At 73.4% G+C, this 16,873-nt stretch carries 11 protein-coding genes; 4 read left to right on the top strand and 7 right to left on the bottom strand.

All coding sequences use genetic code 11. The features are described 5' to 3' along the window. Positions 1 to 5: 5 nt before the first annotated feature. The 5 genes from sucD to OG896_RS14570 form a co-directional block, all read right to left on the bottom strand. Positions 6 to 890 (bottom strand): succinate--CoA ligase subunit alpha, encoded by an 885-nt coding sequence (gene sucD, locus OG896_RS14550; RefSeq protein WP_329365645.1) that lies wholly within the window; start codon positions 888 to 890, stop codon positions 6 to 8. A 21-nt stretch (positions 891 to 911) separates the two neighbouring features. Then, positions 912 to 2,084, bottom strand: coding sequence for an ADP-forming succinate--CoA ligase subunit beta (gene sucC, locus OG896_RS14555; protein ID WP_329365648.1), 1,173 nt, complete (start codon positions 2,082 to 2,084; stop codon positions 912 to 914). A 303-nt stretch (positions 2,085 to 2,387) separates the two neighbouring features. Continuing rightward, the gene (locus OG896_RS14560; RefSeq protein WP_329365650.1) at positions 2,388 to 3,638 is read right to left on the bottom strand and encodes a VWA domain-containing protein; all 1,251 of its coding nucleotides are present in this window, start codon (positions 3,636 to 3,638) and stop codon (positions 2,388 to 2,390) included. Further along, positions 3,635 to 6,382, bottom strand: coding sequence for a DUF5682 family protein (locus OG896_RS14565; protein ID WP_329365651.1), 2,748 nt, complete (start codon positions 6,380 to 6,382; stop codon positions 3,635 to 3,637). The genes OG896_RS14560 and OG896_RS14565 overlap by 4 nt, the downstream gene beginning before the upstream one ends. Further along, positions 6,379 to 7,563 (bottom strand): ATP-binding protein, encoded by a 1,185-nt coding sequence (locus tag OG896_RS14570; protein ID WP_329365653.1) that lies wholly within the window; start codon positions 7,561 to 7,563, stop codon positions 6,379 to 6,381. The genes OG896_RS14565 and OG896_RS14570 overlap by 4 nt, the downstream gene beginning before the upstream one ends. A 159-nt stretch (positions 7,564 to 7,722) precedes the next feature. Between OG896_RS14570 and OG896_RS14575 the strand changes: the two genes are divergently transcribed. Both OG896_RS14575 and OG896_RS14580 read left to right on the top strand, forming a co-directional pair. Continuing rightward, the gene (locus OG896_RS14575) at positions 7,723 to 9,075 is read left to right on the top strand and encodes an SWIM zinc finger family protein (protein ID WP_329365654.1); all 1,353 of its coding nucleotides are present in this window, start codon (positions 7,723 to 7,725) and stop codon (positions 9,073 to 9,075) included. Between the two features lie 116 nt (positions 9,076 to 9,191). Continuing rightward, positions 9,192 to 10,751 (top strand): DUF5691 domain-containing protein, encoded by a 1,560-nt coding sequence (locus tag OG896_RS14580; protein WP_329365656.1) that lies wholly within the window; start codon positions 9,192 to 9,194, stop codon positions 10,749 to 10,751. A gap of 42 nt (positions 10,752 to 10,793) precedes the next feature. On the opposite strand, the gene OG896_RS14585 is transcribed toward OG896_RS14580, so the two are convergent. Continuing rightward, entirely contained in the window at positions 10,794 to 11,201 is a 408-nt protein-coding gene (locus OG896_RS14585) for a cobalamin B12-binding domain-containing protein (RefSeq protein WP_328468237.1), read from the bottom strand. A 362-nt stretch (positions 11,202 to 11,563) separates the two neighbouring features. On the opposite strand from OG896_RS14585, the gene OG896_RS14590 reads away from it, so the two are divergent. Continuing rightward, entirely contained in the window at positions 11,564 to 12,589 is a 1,026-nt protein-coding gene (locus OG896_RS14590; RefSeq protein ID WP_329365659.1) for an esterase/lipase family protein, read from the top strand. Positions 12,590 to 12,728: 139 nt separating this feature from the next. Further along, the gene (locus OG896_RS14595) at positions 12,729 to 14,207 is read left to right on the top strand and encodes a M23 family metallopeptidase (protein ID WP_329365661.1); all 1,479 of its coding nucleotides are present in this window, start codon (positions 12,729 to 12,731) and stop codon (positions 14,205 to 14,207) included. Between the two features lie 179 nt (positions 14,208 to 14,386). On the opposite strand, the gene pcrA is transcribed toward OG896_RS14595, so the two are convergent. Continuing rightward, positions 14,387 to 16,843, bottom strand: a complete 2,457-nt coding sequence (gene pcrA / locus OG896_RS14600; RefSeq protein ID WP_329365663.1) for a DNA helicase PcrA — start codon at positions 16,841 to 16,843, stop codon at positions 14,387 to 14,389. Positions 16,844 to 16,873 lie beyond the last annotated feature (30 nt).

Genomic DNA, 16,873 nt, shown 5'->3' on the forward strand with positions numbered 1-16,873 from the left:
TTCGGTCAGCCCGCCAGGATGGCCCGCGCCAGCCGCGCGGTCTCGGACGGCGTCTTGCCGACCTTGACGCCCGCGGCCTCCAGGGCCTCCTTCTTCGCCTGCGCGGTGCCGGAGGAGCCGGAGACGATGGCGCCGGCGTGGCCCATGGTCTTGCCCTCGGGCGCGGTGAAGCCCGCGACGTAGCCGACGACCGGCTTCGTCACGTTCTTCTCGATGTAGGCCGCGGCCCGCTCCTCGGCGTCGCCGCCGATCTCGCCGATCATCACGATCAGGTCGGTGTCGGGGTCGGCCTCGAACGCGGCGAGCGCGTCGATGTGCGTGGTGCCGATGATCGGGTCGCCGCCGATGCCGACCGCGGACGAGAAGCCGATGTCACGCAGCTCGTACATCATCTGGTAGGTCAGCGTGCCCGACTTGGAGACCAGGCCGATCCGGCCCGGCTTGGTGATGTCGCCGGGGATGATGCCCGCGTTCGACTGGCCGGGGGTGATCAGGCCGGGGCAGTTCGGGCCGATGATCCGGGTCTTGTTGCCCTTCGACTGGGCGAGCGCCCAGAAGGCGGCGGTGTCGTGGACGGCGACGCCCTCGGTGATCACGACCGCGAGCGGGATCTCGGCCTCGATCGCCTCGACGACCGCGCTCTTGGTGAACTTCTCCGGTACGAAGATCACGGTGACGTCCGCGCCGGTGGCCTCCATGGCCTCCTTGACGGAGCCGAAGACCGGGACGTCGCCCTGCTCGAAGGTGACGGTGGTGCCGGCCTTGCGCGGGTTGACGCCGCCGACGATGTTGGTGCCGTCGCCCAGCATCAGGGTGGTGTGCTTCATGCCGGTGGCGCCGGTCATGCCCTGGACGATGACCTTGCTGTCCTTGGTCAGGAAGATAGCCATGGTGTCTTGAGTCCTCTTCCCTTACTTCGCAGCCAGCTCGGCGGCCTTGTCGGCCGCGCCGTCCATCGTGTCGACGCGCTGCACCAGCGGGTGGTTGGCGTCCGAGAGGATCTTGCGACCCAGCTCCGCGTTGTTGCCGTCCAGACGGACCACCAGCGGCTTGGTGACCTCCTCGCCCTTGGAGGCGAGCAGCGCCAGGGCCTGCACGATGCCGTTGGCGACCTCGTCGCAGGCGGTGATGCCGCCGAAGACGTTGACGAAGACGGACTTGACGTCCGGGTCGCCCAGGATGATCTCCAGGCCGTTCGCCATCACCTCGGCGGAGGCGCCGCCGCCGATGTCGAGGAAGTTGGCGGGCTTCACGCCGCCGTGCGCCTCACCGGCGTAGGCGACGACGTCCAGGGTGGACATGACCAGGCCCGCGCCGTTGCCGATGATGCCGACCTGGCCTTCGAGCTTGACGTAGTTCAGGCCCTTGGCCTTGGCGGCGGCCTCCAGCGGGTTGGCCGCGGCCTTGTCCTCCAGCGCCTCGTGCTCGGGCTGCCGGAAGGCGGCGTTCTCGTCGAGCGAGACCTTGCCGTCGAGCGCGACGATCTTGCCCTCGCCGGTCTTCACCAGCGGGTTGACCTCGACCAGCAGGGCGTCTTCCTTGACGAAGACGGTCCACAGCTGCTGGAGCACGTCCGCGACCTGGTCGGCGATCTCGGCCGGGAACTTCGCGGCAGCCACGATCTCGGCGGCCTTCTCCGGGGTCACGCCCTCCAGCGCGTCGACCGGGACCTTCGCGAGCGCGTCGGGGTTCTCCTCGGCGACGACCTCGATCTCGACGCCGCCCTCGACGGAGGCCATCGCGAGGAAGGTCCGGTTGGTGCGGTCCAGCAGGAAGGAGACGTAGTACTCCTCCTTGATGTCCGCGGTCTGGGCGAGCATGACCTTGTGGACCGTGTGGCCCTTGATGTCCATGCCGAGGATCGCGTCGGCCTTCGCCACCGCGTCGGCCGGGTCCGCGGCGAGCTTCACACCGCCGGCCTTGCCGCGGCCGCCCACCTTGACTTGTGCCTTGACGACCGCCCGGCCGCCCAGCCGCTCCGCCACCTCGCGCGCCGCCTCAGGCGTGTCGATGACTTCACCGGCCAGCACCGGTACACCGTGCTTGGCGAAGAGGTCCCTCGCCTGGTACTCGAACAGGTCCACGCGCGTCCGTCTCCCTTATGGTCTTCTGGATTCCTCGGGCGGGGGCCCGGAATTCAGCGTCTCGCAGGCGGCTGCCGCCGGAAGTACAGCGCCGCCTGATCGGCTGGGCGTGCCGCTACGGGCAAGGCGACTGTGCGCAGTCACAAGGGAAGCGCACACGGTGACCGAGTACGCGGCATGTCCGTCTTGCAGGTTATCGCCGTGGGCCGTGACGTCCTAAATCGTGCCTCACATGGAGGCGGTGAGAACGGTCACAGCCTGCCGAGGAGTGGCCCCGCCGCACGGAAGGGGGTGCCCGGGGAGTCAGGCTTCCGGTATGGGGAGGGGACGTTTCTCGATCGCGGCGGCCATGACCTCGGGAAAGAGATCGGGAGTGCAGGCGAAGGCCGGGGCGCCCAGGGCGGCGAGCGCGGCGGCGTGCTCCCGGTCGTATGCCGGTGCGCCCTCGTCGGACAGCGCGAGCAGCGCCACGAACTGCACACCGGACGCCTTCATCGCCGCGACCCGCCGGAGCATCTCGTCACGGATACCGCCCTCGTAGAGGTCGCTGATCAGCACCACGACGGTCTCGGCCGGCCGGGTGATCAGCGACTGGCAGTACGCCAGCGCGCGGTTGATGTCGGTGCCGCCGCCGAGCTGGGTGCCGAAGAGGACGTCCACCGGGTCGTCGAGCGCGTCGGTGAGGTCGACCACGGCCGTGTCGAAGACCACGAGCTTGGTGTCGATGGACCGCATGGACGCGAGCACGGCGCCGAAGACGGAGGCGAAGACGACGGACGCGGCCATCGAGCCGGACTGGTCGATGCACAGCACGACGTCCTTCTTCACCGCCTGGTCCGCGCGGCCGTAGCCGACCAGCCGCTCGGGCACGACGGTGCCGTGCTCGGGCAGGTAGTGCCTGAGGTTGGCCCGGATGGTGCGGTCCCAGTCGATGTCGCGGTGGCGCGGCCGGTAGGTCTTCGCCGAACGGTCCAGCGCTCCGGTCAGCGTCGCCCGGGTCCTGGTCGCGAGCCGCTTCTCCAGGTCAGCCACCACCTTGCGCACCACCGCCCGGGCGGTCTCCTTGGTGGTCTCCGGCATCGCCCGGTTCAGCGACAGCAGGGTGCCCACCAGGTGGACGTCCGCCTCGACCGCCTCCAGCATCTCCGGCTCCAGCAGCAGCGCGGACAGGCCGAGCCGGTCGATCGCGTCGCGCTGCATCACCGAGACGACGGAACTGGGGAAGTAGGTCCGGATGTCACCCAGCCAGCGGGCCACCCGGGGCGCCGAACCACCCAGGCCGGCCGACCGCTCCGCTCCCCCGCTCTCCCCCTGGCCGGACCTGCCGCCGCCGTAGAGCGCGCCGAGCGTACGGTCCATCGCCGCGTCCCGGCCGCTCAGCTCGCAACCGGTCCCCTCGGCCGCGCCGCCACCGAGGACGAGCCGCCAGCGCCGCAGCCGCTCGTCGGCATCGGCGGCATACGGAGGGCGGGAAGCGGTGTCGATGCCGGTGCCGGGTGCGGTGTCGATGCCGGTGCTGGTGCCGGGTCCGGTCGGGTGTGGTGTGTGCGTCATGCGTGCGCTCCCCCTCGGTCGTCCGGCTCCGCCGGGTCCTGGTCGTCCTCCAGTTCGGCCGGGCCGGTGGTCCCGGCGCGGCCGAGCAGCAGCCGTACGGTCCTGGCCGCGGTGTTCGCGCGGGCCCGGTCCAGGTCGGGGCCGAAGCCGGGCAGCCCCGCTTCCCCGGTGCCGTCCGCCGCCGCCCGCGGCCGGTGTACGGCGGCCGGTCCGCGCCGCACCAACTCGCCGACCGAGCGCCGCACTCCGGGTTCGAACTCCGCGAACGTCCGCCGAAGCAGCGGGAGTACGTCCGTGAACGCGTCCTGCGGCACCCTGGCCAGCCAGCCGTCCACCAGGCCGAGCAGCCGTTCGTCGTGCAGGAGGAGCATCCCGCCGCCGGCGAGGAAGCCCTCGACCCAGCCGGCCGCCTCCGCGGGGCCGGTGCCCGGCGAGAGGGCGAGACCCATCAGCCGGGCCGCCTCGGCCGCGTCCAGCCGGCCCTCGTCCAGCAGCAGCCGGGCGGCGGCGCCGCGCAGCAGCCCCGGCACCGCGCCGTCCCGCTCGGCGAGCGCCCGCAGCATCCCGGCCCACCGGTCCCGCAGGCCGCCGGTGGAAGGGGGCGCCGGTCCGGGTTCGGGGGCGGGCCCGGGCTCCGCCTTCTCCGCAGGCTCGGTTACCTGCCCGGATTTGGGCTCGTGTCCGCGCTCTGTCACACGCTCGGGTCCGTGCTCGGATTCGGCTTCGGGCAGCAGGGCGATCGCACGGTGGACCTCGTCCATGTGGGCGCGCAGTGCGGCGGCGCCGTCCTGGTCGAGGTTGACGCAGGCCGGGGGGAAGCCGATCCGGACCCGCTCGGCGAGCCCGGCCGCGACCCGGGCGAGGGCCGCGGAGTCGGTGCCGCGGACGTCTCCGTACCGGACCGCGCGGACCAGTGCGGGCAGCGCCGCCGCGAGGTGGGCGACGTCCGCGTCCAGCGCGGCGCGGTCGGCGAGCACTCGCATCACCGTCGGCAAGGCGTCGGACAGCCCGGCCAGCAGGCACAGTTCGGCGGTCGAGGTGACGTCGGCGAGTGTCGCCCCGGCGACCGCCACCTCCTGGGCGCGGGTGCCGGCCGCGGCCCGTACCGTGGTGCCCCAGATCCCGGCCTCGGCGACACGGATCGCCAACTCCGGTTCCCAGCGCAGCTTCCAGGTCTCCCGGAAGGTGCCCTTGCCGCCTCGCCCGGTGCCCGGCTCGCCCCAGTCGATGCCCAGCAGCCGCAGCCGGTGCAGGAGCCGGCTGCGGTCGGCGTCGGTCTCCTTGCGCAGGTCGAGGTCGAGTTCGCGCTCCAGGGCCTCCGGCTTCAGCCGCAACCGGCGCTGCTCGCGGGCGAGATCGCGGGCGAGCGGCACCGCGGGGGCGTCCGGCGGGACCTCGCCGAGCACGTCGCCGACCACGAGGCGGTCCCGGATCAGCGCGAGCGGCACCTCCGAGCCGTCGCACATCACCGCCCGCACCGCGTCGACCGTCTCGCCGAGTCCGGCCAGCGGGCGGCCGCGCATCGCCGCGAGCGTGTCGGCCAGCCGCACCGACTCGATGACATGGGCCGAGGAGACCGGCAGGTCCTCCGCACGCAGCAGCCCGGCGACCTTCGTCATCCACCGGGTGACCGGGCGGTCCGGCGCGGTGAACAGGTGCTGGTACCAGCCCGGCGAGTCGATCCCCGCGCCGTATCCACCCGCCCGGGCGAGCCTGCGGTGGGTCCAGGGCACCCAGGTCGTCTCGACCTTGGCCTTCGGCAGGCCCTTGAGCAGCTGCCGGTCGGCGGTGGCCGGGACGGGCGCGGCGAGCGCCGGGACGTGCCAGGCGCCGCACACCACGGCGGTGCGCGGGTACGCCCGGCGGGCCTCCCGAAGCCGCAGCCGCATGTGCGCCTCGCGCAGCGGGTCGCGCGGGTCGCCGCCGTCGCCGTAGGTCGCCCGGATCGCGGCCATCGCCTCGGCCACGGCGGCGAACGGCGCGAGCGGGTCGGTGTCGTCCGCGCCGCCGCCCCGGTGCTCGACCGCGTCCTCCCACCAGCGCTCCGGGTCGTCGTACCCCGCGGTCTCGGCGAGCACGGCCAGCGGGTCGATCCGTACGGCCGCGGCGTCGGAGCCGGAATCAGAGCCGGAATCGGGCGCGGCTTCGGAACCGGAATCGGGTGCGGGATCGGCTTCGGGTGCGGGATCGGCTTCGGGTGCGGGATCGGCGGGGGTGTCCTCGGCCGGGTCGGCCGCGCGCAGGGCCAGGGTGTGCGCGGCCGGGAGGTCGATGAACCGTACGGCGGCGCCCGCCTCGGCCGCCCACCGCATCGCCACCCATTCGGGGGAGAACTCGGCGAACGGCCAGAACGCGGCGCGCGCCGGATCGTCGGCCACATGGGCGAGCAGCGCGACCGGGGGCCGCATCGCCGGGTCCGCGGCCAGCGCGGTCAACGCGTCGGCCTCCGGCGGTCCCTCGATCAGCACGGCCGCCGGGCGGTACGCGTCCAGCGCGGCACGCACCGCCCGCGCCGAACCGGGTCCGTGGTGCCGCACCCCCAGCAGCAGCACGTCGTCCGCGCCGCGGGCGGCCCGGACGCGCCGGGCCGCGGGCAGTCGCGACGGGGACGGACCGGTGACCGCGCCGGCCACGACGTCGGGTGCGGGTGCGGCATCCGGCGCGGCGGACTCGACAGAGGCCGTGGCTGCGGCCATGACGGCGGCCGACCGCACCGCGACCGCCTCACCGCCGGGGGCGGTCATGCGGACACCTCGCGGCAGGCCCGGTAGAAGTCCTTCCAGCCGTCGCGCCCGCGGACCACCGTTTCGAGGTATTCCTGCCAGACCAGCCGGTCCGCGGCCGGGTCGCGGACGACCGCGCCGAGGATTCCGGCGGCGATGTCGCTCGCGCGCAGCACCCCGTCGCCGAAGTGCGCGGCGAGCGCGAGCCCACCGGTGACGACGGAGATCGCCTCGGCCGTGGAGAGCGTCCCGGAGGGCGACTTGACCTTGGTGCGGCCGTCCTCGGTGACGCCGCCGCGCAGTTCGCGGAAGACGGTGACCACGCGGCGGATCTCGTCGGCGCCGCGCGGGGCGGCGGGCAGGTCGAGGCCGCGGCCGAGCTGGTCCACCCGGCGGGAGACGATGTCCACCTCCTCCTCCGCGGTGGCGGGCAGCGGCAGCACCACGGTGTTGAACCTGCGGCGCAGGGCGCTCGACAGTTCATTGACCCCGCGGTCGCGGTCGTTGGCGGTCGCGATCATGTTGAAGCCGCGCACGGCCTGGGTCTCGGTGCCCAACTCCGGTATCGGCAGGGTCTTCTCGGAGAGGATGGTGATGAGGGTGTCCTGCACGTCGGCCGGGATGCGGGTCAGCTCCTCGATCCGGGCGATCCGGCCCTCGGCCATCGCGCGCATCACCGGGCTGTGCACGAGGGCGTCGGGCGTGGGGCCGTGGGTGAGCAGTTGTGCGTAGTTCCACCCGTAGCGGATCGCCTCTTCCGGGGTGCCCGCGGTGCCCTGGACCAGGAGGGTGGAGTCGCCGCTGATCGCGGCGGCGAGGTGTTCGGAGACCCAGGTCTTCGCGGTGCCGGGCACGCCGAGCAGCAGCAGCGCGCGGTCGGTGGCGAGGGTGGTGACGGCGACCTCCACGATGCGGCGCGGGCCGACGTACTTCGGGGTGATCGCGGTGCCGTCCGGGAGGGTGCCGCCGAGCAGGTAGGTGGCGACCGCCCACGGGGACAGTTTCCAGCGGGCCGGGCGGGTGCGGTCGTCGGCGGCGGCGAGCGCGGCGAGTTCTCCCGCGAAGGTGTCCTCCGCGTGCGGCCGCAGGGCCTGCTCGAAGCCGGGCGCGGCACTGCCGTCAGGACCGGCCTGAGCGGTGCCGGAGCCGCCGCCGGGCGCGACCGGCTCGGGACCGGCGGTGGTGCTGCTGGTTTCGGACATGAGCGACACGGTTCTCCCCCACTCGCTTGCGCGGGACCCTTCGGCCCCGTGCTCGTTCGGTGTGGTCTCCACGATGCACCCGACCACTGACAATCGGTCACCCAGCGCTATTTCCGCAGGTCATGACGATTGTCAGTGGCGGGTTCTACGGTCTGTGGCATGGAGACGGAAACGCGGTGGACGGTGGATCAGGTGCTCGCGCTCGCGCCTGACGCCGCATCACGGAAGGCCGGCGCGAAGCTCGCCACGCCCGCGCCGTGGTCCGGCACGGGGACGGCGGGCACGGCGGTGTGGGGGCTGTGCAAGGGCAGCGGCAGCAAGCCGTACCAGACGGCGGTGGACACCCGCGGGCCCGCGTACCGGTGCAGTTGCCCGAGCCGGAAGTTCCCATGCAAGCACGCGCTGGCGCTGCTGTTGCTGTGGGCCGGCGGCGCGGACGGGCCGATGGCGACGGCCGGCGCGGCGGGCTCGGAGCCGGAGTGGGTGGAGCAGTGGGTGGCCGCGCGGCGTAAGAAGGAGGAGGCCGATGCCGCCGGCGCCGGTGCGCCGCGTGCGTCCGGGCCCGCGGACCCGGAGGCGGCCAGGCGGCGGGCCGACCGGCGGGCGGTCCGGGTCGAGGGCGGCGCCGCCGAGTTGGAGCAGCGGCTCGCCGATCTGCTGCGCGGCGGGCTGGCCGGGGCCGACCGCGCCGGGCACCGCTCGTTCGACGAGACGGCGGCCCGGATGGTGGACGCCCAGGCGCCTGGACTGGCCACGCGGGTGCGGGAGTTGGGCGCGATACCGGCGTCGGGCGGTGACTGGCCGTCCCGCATGCTGGAGGAGACCGCGCTGCTGCACCTGCTCGCCCGCGGGTTCCTCGGCCGCGAGGGCCTGCCGGGTCCGCTGGTGGACACCGTGCGGGCGCGGGTCGGATTCACCGTGGACAGCGCCGAGTTGCTCGCGGGGCCGACCGTGCGGGGGCACTGGCTGGTCCTCGCCCAGTACGACACCACCGAGGATCTGACGACCCGCCGGATCTGGCTGCGCGACAGCGCGGCCGGGCGGTTCGCCCTCGTACTGTCCTTCGGAGCCGCCGGCCGCGCGCCCCAACTCGCCCTGCCGGTCGGCGTCATGATCGAGGCCGACCTCGCCTACCACCCGTCGGCGGTCCCGCTCCGTGCCGCGCTCGGCCCGCACGGGACCACCACCACTCCCCCGGCGGCCGTCCCGCCCGGCACCCCGATCGGCCCGGCGCTCGACGCGTACGGCGCCGCCCTCGCCGACGACCCCTGGCTGGACGCCTGGCCGGTCCTGCTCAGCGACGTCGTCCCCATACCCGGGCCCGACCGCTGGCAACTCGCCGACGCGGCGGGCACCGACGCCATCCCGCTCAACGGCCCCGCGCCCTGGCGCCTGGCCGCCCTGTCCGGCGGACACCCGCTCACCCTCTTCGCCGAACTCACCCCCACCGGGGCGAAGCCGCTCACCGCGTGGTCCCCGTCCACGCCCACGCCCACCCCCGTCCTGCCCTGACCGCCGCCGCGCGCCCGCCGCGCGACCGAGGAGGAGACCCGGCAGACCCGGGAGACCGAAGAGACCGCAGCACCGGCCCTGTTGAGACGCAAGCAGTGGACAGGAAGGGGAACCCGATGGGTGGGACGTGGGAGGACCTGGTGGGCAGCGCGCTGCTGGGCACGGAGCGGCGCCGGCCCACGGGGGTCGTGGGGGACGCGGAGGAAGCGGCGGTCGGGTTGCTGGACGCCGCCGCGGTGGGCGTGGTGCGGCGCCGGGCCGGGCTGCGGCCGGGGGTCGCCGGGCAGCGGCCGAAGACGGTGGCGCCGGACCCGCGCCCGGAGCTGCCCGACGCGGCCCGGCGCCGGCTGGAGATGATGCTGACCGAGACCGGCCGCAGCCGGCAGGGCACAGCGCCCAACCTGCTGGAACTGCTGCCGCAGTGGCTGGCGACGGCCCGCGTCCGCGGCTTCGCCGCACCCCCCGCGCTGCTGCCCGCACTCCTGGACATCGCCCGGGCCCGCACGGACCTGCGCGCGGACGCCCTGGCGTTCGCGGGCCCGCGGGCGCTGTGGCTGGCGGAGCTGAACCCGGAGTGGAAGTTCGCGCTGCGGGCGGGCGGCGGCGCGGTGGGTGCGGCGTCAGCGGCCGGCGACGAGGCGGCACAACAACGGCTCTGGGATGAGGGCCTGTTCGCCGAGCGGGTCGCCCTGCTGACCCGGCTGCGCCAGACCGACGCGGCGGGCGCGCTGGCCCTGCTCGTCTCCACCTGGCGCAGCGAACGCGCCGAGGACCGGCTGATGTTCATGGACGCGCTGCGTACCGGCCTGTCTCCGTCGGACGAACCGTTCCTGGAGTCCTCGTTGGCGGACCGCAGCCGCAACGTACGTGCCACGGCAGCCGAGTTGCTCTCCGCGCTGCCCGCTTCCGCGCTGGCCGGGCGGATGGCGGCCCGCGCCCGTAGCTGCGTGTCGCTCGGCCCCGACGGCATCACCGTCGAGGCGCCGTACGAGTGCGACGCGGCCATGGAGCGGGACGGGGTGGCCGCGAAGCCGCCCAACGGAAGGGGCGAACGCTCCTGGTGGCTGGGCCAGTTGGTGGACGCCGCCCCGCTGTCGACCTGGCCGGCGCGGTTCGGCGGGCGCACCCCGGAGCAGATCGTCGCCCTCCCGGTGCTGGACGACTGGCAGCCCGACCTGCACGCGGCCTGGTGCCGAGCGGCCGTACGCCAACGCGACGCCGCCTGGGCCCGCGCCCTGCTCGGCGCCCCGTCCGCGCGGGGCGGTCCGGTGGCGGCGATCGGCGACCCCGCGAAGCTGCTGGCGATCCTCCCGGTGGACGAACGGGCCGGCTGGGTCGCGGAGTTCGTCGCCGCCCACGGTCTGTCCGAGGCGTTCCAGATGCTCGGGGTGTGCGCGGTGCCGTGGAGCGGGCCGCTCGGCGGCGCGGTGGTCGACGCGCTCGACATCGCCCGGGACGGCGGGAGTTACCCGTGGAGCTTCAGCGGGGTGATGGGCCTCGCCGAACGCTGCCTCGACCCCGCCGCGGCCGAGCAGGTCGCCCTCCTCAGCGCCGCCGCCGAGGAGGCCCCCAACGGCTCCCCCGGCGCAACCGCCTACTGGTCGGAGGCGTTCCAGCGGCTGACCACCACGTTGCGCCTGCGCGCGCTGATGGCCGAGGAGTTGGGGGCGGCCTGACGTGCCCAGGGGTGCCAGAGCGAGGCGCCCCGGAGGGTCCCGTCAGGCGGCCTGCCCGATATTCGCCTTGACCCACGCCACGACCTCGCCCGTGGACGTGCCGGGGGTGAAGATCGCGGCGACGCCCAGCTCCGTGAGCGGGGGGATGTCGGCCTCGGGGATGATGCCGCCGCCGAAGACCTTGATGTCGGCGGCGTCGCGCTCGCGGAGCAGCTCGACCACCTTGGCGAAGAGCGTCATGTGGGCGCCGGAGAGGATGGAGAGCCCGATCGCGTCGGCGTCCTCCTGGATCGCGGTGTCCACCACCTGCTCGGGCGTCTGGTGCAGCCCGGTGTAGATGACCTCCATGCCGGCGTCGCGGAGCGCACGCGCGATCACCTTGGCTCCGCGGTCGTGGCCGTCGAGCCCCGGCTTGGCGACCACCACGCGGATCGGTCCGGACACTCCCATAACTGCCTCCATGATCATGGGATGCGGCACACCGGGTGCGGTGGCGCAGAGTGAGCGAGCTGTACCGCGTAAACGAACGTTAGCGCCCACGCGCCGCACCCGACAGTTTTACGTGGGGCGGGGAGGGGGAAATCACACAGTGGGACACATTCACCAAAGGGTCGGGGCTGCCCACGGCGGCCGGCGCGGGACACGCCGGGAGCCGCGGGGACGCCCGGCTCGTTCCTTCGAGAGCCGCAGCCAGGACGCCGCATCACCGCGTATCAAGCCGCAGGGCGCGGCGGTGCGGCATCCGCTCCGGCTCCCGCTGAGGGCACCCGGGGTCGACGACGACCCCGCGGCGCCGCGACGGGAGGTGGGCCATGGCAGCCCAGTCCTCGGAAAGCGAGCCGGAGCCGGGGCCGACACCGGAGGAGCCCCCCGGCGACAGCCACTGGAACCGCATCCCCGGTCACGCGCTGTGGACCAGTTCACTGTGGAGCGGGCACAGCGCCGAGCTGGCCAAGGTCGCCGCCATCGACCTCGCCCTCTTCGCCGGGCACCTGCTGCTGTATCCGACCGGAATACTGCCCGAGCGCATCCCCACGCCACCGCGCCCGCCGGACGACCAGGACGGCCCTGACGGCTCCGACAGCTCCGACAGCTCCGACAGCTCCGGGGCCACCCGCGCACGGCGCCCCCGCGGCGCCACACCGCTCCCCGCCGAGAGCCGCACCGAGCGCCGCGGGCGGGGCCCCTCCGAGGGCCCCTCCGAAGGCCGCGACCAGCCCCCGGTCCTGCTCCTGCACGGCTTCGTCGACAACCGCTCGGCCTTCACCCTGCTGCGCCGCTCGCTGCTGCGGCACGGCTGGACCCGCGTCCAGGCGCTGAACTACTCCCCGCTGACCGGCGACATCCGCACCGCCGCCGCGATGCTCGGCCCGCACATCGAGCGGGTCTGCGCCGAGTCCGGGCACGCGCAGGTGGACATCGTCGGGCACAGCCTGGGCGGCCTGGTCGCCCGCTACTACGTCCAGTGCCTGGGCGGTGACGCCCGGGTGCGCAACCTGGTCACCATGGGCACCCCGCACTCCGGCACGCGCGCGGTGCCCGCGCTCGCACCGCACCCGCTGGCCCGCCAGATGCGGCCGGGTTCGCCGGTGCTGGCGGAGCTGGCGGGCCCCGCCCCGGGCTGCCGGACCCGGTTCGTGGCCTTCTGGAGCGACCTCGACGAGTTCATGATCCCCGCCGAGTCGGCGCGCCTCGAACACCCGGACCTTTCCACCGCGAACATCAAGGTGCGCGGGATCGGCCACCTCGCCCTCCCCGTGCACGGCTCGGTGGCCGCCGAAATCAGGCAGGCACTGTCCGGTCCGGGGCCGCTGCCCGACGCGATCGACGCCGCATAACGGACACATAACGGTCGAATATCAACCGAACACCGGGCAAGGCGGGCGCCAGGTCCGGCCAGAAGATTGTCCGCAGCCGGTACGGAGGGCTACAGTCGCCGCTAATTCTCCTGCTGCCTAGGCGAAAGAGAAGCTGGCGGTGAACCAACGTCACCCGTCGGAGTACGCCTCCGACCACGACGCCCACGCGTACGACGCCTACTCCTCGGGTTCCTACCCGACCGTCGGCACCACCTACGCGGACGACACGACCGGCAGCTACAGCTACGCCCAGATCCCGCAGCAGGCCGCCGCCCCGTACGACCAGCAGTACGCCTACGGCTACGACCAGGGCGCGGCCCAGCAGCCGCAGCCCGGCTACGACCCGAACGGGTACGACACCGGCACGTACGCCGTCGGCGGTTACGACACGGGCAGTTACGACACCGGCGGCTTCTCCACGTACGACCCGTACGCCGCGACCAGCACCACGACCGGCACCGGTACGACGTACTACGACACCGGCACGTACGACACGACCGCCTGGCAGACCACCCAGCAGCCGGCCTACCCGCAGCAGCAGGAGTGGGAGTCCGGCGCCTACCCGGCCTACGGGTACGGCTACGGGTACGACAGCAGCGGCGACACCGGCGTCTACGAGCAGGTGTCCGCGCCGTTCGCGACCTCCGAGGCGTACGAAGCGCCCGCCGGCTACTCCGCCACCGCGTACGGGTCCGGCTACCAGCCGGCCGCGGAACCGGGCTCTGCCACGGCCACGATGGCGACCGTGTCGCCCGTCGCGCCCGAGACGGCGCCCGACGACACCGCGCTGCTCGGCGAGGAGTTCGCGCTCGGCACGCCCGACGACGACGAACCCGTACGGCACGACTTCACCGACGACGAGGTGCCCACCGCGCGCAGCCGCCGCCGAAAGCCGGCCAAGCGCTCGGCGCTGCTGACCGTCGGGGTGCCGTCGGTGGCCGTGATGGGCGTGGCGGCGGTCGGTGCGGCGGCGTTCGGCGGGGTCGGAGTCGCCCGGGACACCTCGAGGACGACGACCGACGAGGCCGCGGGCAAGGCTCCGACCACCCAGCTCGACCGGCAGCTGTCCGGAGTGAGCCGGGACGCCGACGACTTCGCCAGCCGCGCCAGCCGCTCCCAGGAGCGGGTCGACCTCAAGGACCGGCAGGCCGCGGCGAAGAAGGCCGCGGAGGCGGCGGCGGCCCGCAAGGAGGCGCTGCGGCCGAAGTTCGTGCTGCCGGTGAAGCAGAAGGGGCTGAGCGCGTACTTCGGGCAGTCCGGCGAGCACTGGATGGCGCTGCACACCGGGATCGACTTCCCGGTGCAGGTCGGCACCCCGGTGATGGCCGTGACCGACGGCACCGTGCGCACCCAGTGGAACAGTTCGTACGGCAACATGGCGATCGTCACCGCGCCCGACGGCACGGAGACCTGGTACTGCCACCTGAGCAGCACGAAGATCCGCTCCGGCACGGTCAAGGCCGGGACGGTCATCGCCTACTCGGGCAACACCGGCAACACCACCGGGCCGCACCTCCACCTTGAGGTCCGCCCGCACGGCGGCACCCCCATCGACCCCCTCCCCTGGCTTCTCTCCCACGGGCTGGACCCGAGGTAGTCCCGGTTCCACGGGTCGAGGGACCTTGCGCTGAGCGGGTGGCTTGCCGCGCCGTTCTCCCCCCAGAGCTTGGCCTGGATGGGGGTGCCCCCGGCGGAGCCAGGGGAAGTGCCCCCGCGCGCGCCTGAGCAAGTGCGGCTCCTCCCGCGCCAGGCACGGAGGGAGCCCCCTTACCTTCGCTAGAGCTTTTCCACCGGCGCGTAGCGCAGCAGCAACTGCTTGGGCCGCTCGTCCCCGAAGTCGATCGTCGCCTTCTCGTCACCGGGGCGCCCGGTGACCGCGACCACGGTGCCGAGCCCGAACTGGTCGTGGGTGACGCGATCTCCCACGCTCAGCGAGATCACCGGCCGGTCCCCGACGGAGCGCTTCGTGGCGAACCCGCCGGTGCCGGAGCGCCCGCGGGCGCCGATGGAGGACGCGACGGACGCGGCCGCCTTGGACCCGGCGCCACCGCCGGAGGACTGCCCGGTCCGCTTCCACTCTATGAGCGCCTCGGGGATCTCCTCCAGGAAGCGGGAGGGCGGGTTGTAGGAGGGCTGGCCCCAGGCGCTGCGCATCATCGACCGGGTGACGTAGAGCCGTTGGCGGGCGCGGGTGATGCCGACATAGGCCAGCCGGCGCTCCTCCTCCAACTCCTTGGCCTGGCCGAGGGCGCGCATGTGCGGGAAGACGCCGTCCTCCATGCCGGTGAGGAACACCACCGGGAACTCCAGGCCCTTCGCGGTGTGCAGCGTCATCAGGGTGATCACGCCGCCGGTGTCCTCCTCGCCCTCGGGCGAGTCGGGGATCTGGTCGGAGTCGGCGACCAGGGCGACGCGTTCCAGGAACTCGGCGAGCGATCCGGTCTCCTCGCCCTCCCGCTCCTGCTCGAACTCCAGCGCGACGGCGGCGAGTTCCTGGAGGTTCTCGACCCGGGTCTCGTCCTGCGGGTCGGTGGACGCCTGCAACTCGGCCAGGTAGCCGGTGCGTTCCAGCACCGCCTCCAGGACGACGGCCGGGCCCGCGCCGGACTCCACAACGGTGCGCAGCTCGTCCATGAGGGTGTTGAAGCGCTTGACCGCGTTGGCCGAGCGCGCCGCCATGCCGTACGCCTCGTCGACCCGCCGCAGGGCCTGCGGGAAGGAGATCCGCTCGCGCCGGCCGAGCGCGTCGATCATCGCCTCGGCGCGCTCGCCGATGCCGCGCTTGGGTACGTTGAGGATGCGGCGCAGCGGCACGGCGTCCTCGGGGTTGGCGAGGACGCGCAGGTAGGCGAGGACGTCACGGACCTCGCGGCGCTCGTAGAAGCGGACGCCGCCGACGACCTTGTAGGGCAGGCCGACCCGGATGAAGATCTCTTCGAAGACACGGGACTGGGCGTTGGTGCGGTAGAAGACCGCGACGTCGCCGGGGCGGGCGTCGCCGGCGTCGGTGAGCCGGTCGATCTCCTCGGCGACGTACTGCGCCTCGTCGTGCTCCTGGTCGGCGACGTAGCCGGTGATGACGGGGCCCTCGCCGGACTCCGTCCACAGGTTCTTGGCGCGGCGGCCGGCGTTGCGCTCGATGACGGCGTTGGCGGCGTTGAGGATGTTCTGGGTGGAGCGGTAGTTCTGCTCCAGCAGGATGGTGCGGGCCTGCGGGTAGTCCTCCTCGAACTGGAGGATGTTGCGGATCGTCGCGCCGCGGAAGGCGTAGATCGACTGGTCGGCGTCGCCGACGACGCAGAGTTCGGCGGCCTCGTCGCCGGTGCCGACGAGCTCGCGGACCAGGGTGTACTGGGCGTGGTTGGTGTCCTGGTACTCATCGACCAGGACGTGCCGGAAGCGCCGCCGGTAGTGCTCGGCGACGTCGGGGAACGCCTGGAGCAGGTTGACCGTGGTCATGATGATGTCGTCGAAGTCCAGCGCGTTGGCGTCGCGCAGCCGGGCCTGGTACATCGCGTACGCCTCGGCGAGCTTCCGCTCGAAGGGGTTCTCCGCCTTGGCGGCGAACGTCTCGTGGTCGACCAGCTCGTTCTTGAGGTTGGAGACCTGGGCGCTGAACGACTTCGGCGGGAACTGCTTGGGGTCGAGGTCCAGGTCGCGGCAGACCAGGGCCATCAGCCGGCGCGCGTCGGTGGCGTCGTAGATCGAGAACGACGAGGTGAAGCCGAGCGTCTTGGACTCGCGGCGCAGGATGCGCACGCAGGCGCTGTGGAAGGTGGACACCCACATGGCGTTGGCGCGCGGCCCGACCAGTTCCTCGACGCGCTCCTTCATCTCGCCCGCGGCCTTGTTGGTGAAGGTGATGGCGAGGATCGCGCCCGGGTGGACGCCGCGGGCGCCGAGCAGGTGGGCGATGCGGTGGGTGAGCACGCGGGTCTTGCCGGAGCCGGCGCCGGCGACGATGAGCAGCGGCCCGCCGTGGTGCTCGACGGCGGCGCGCTGCTGCTCGTTGAGCCCCACGAGGAGCTGCGCGGGGTCGAGCACGGGACGCGCCGCGCCGTTGCGGTAGTGCGCGTCGTGCGCGGGCGGACTGTCGTACCGCCCCTGGAACAGGTCGTGCGGGACGTCCTCGCCACCGGGGCCGTCCTCCGGCGGCGGGGGCTGCTCGCCGTCGGAAGGCCCGTGGGCCGCGTCCATACCGGCCAGGAAGTTGTCGTCAAAGAGGCTGCTCATCGCCTCCCGAGTCTAGGCGCCCGCACCGAC

The organism is Streptomyces sp. NBC_00669 (assembly GCF_036226785.1).
Taxonomy (GTDB): domain Bacteria; phylum Actinomycetota; class Actinomycetes; order Streptomycetales; family Streptomycetaceae; genus Actinacidiphila.

What these genes read in the sequence shown, in the direction of transcription:
- sucD (WP_329365645.1), bottom strand. Translation starts at nt 890, where the DNA reads ATGGCTATCTTCCTGACCAAGGACAGCAAGGTCATCGTCCAGGGCATG.
- OG896_RS14560 (WP_329365650.1), bottom strand. Translation starts at nt 3,638, where the DNA reads ATGACGCACACACCACACCCGACCGGACCCGGCACCAGCACCGGCATC.
- OG896_RS14565 (WP_329365651.1), bottom strand. Translation starts at nt 6,382, where the DNA reads ATGACCGCCCCCGGCGGTGAGGCGGTCGCGGTGCGGTCGGCCGCCGTC.
- OG896_RS14570 (WP_329365653.1), bottom strand. Translation starts at nt 7,563, where the DNA reads ATGTCCGAAACCAGCAGCACCACCGCCGGTCCCGAGCCGGTCGCGCCC.
- OG896_RS14575 (WP_329365654.1), top strand. Translation starts at nt 7,723, where the DNA reads ATGGAGACGGAAACGCGGTGGACGGTGGATCAGGTGCTCGCGCTCGCG.
- OG896_RS14580 (WP_329365656.1), top strand. Translation starts at nt 9,192, where the DNA reads ATGGGTGGGACGTGGGAGGACCTGGTGGGCAGCGCGCTGCTGGGCACG.
- OG896_RS14585 (WP_328468237.1), bottom strand. Translation starts at nt 11,201, where the DNA reads ATGGGAGTGTCCGGACCGATCCGCGTGGTGGTCGCCAAGCCGGGGCTC.
- OG896_RS14590 (WP_329365659.1), top strand. Translation starts at nt 11,564, where the DNA reads ATGGCAGCCCAGTCCTCGGAAAGCGAGCCGGAGCCGGGGCCGACACCG.
- pcrA (WP_329365663.1), bottom strand. Translation starts at nt 16,843, where the DNA reads ATGAGCAGCCTCTTTGACGACAACTTCCTGGCCGGTATGGACGCGGCC.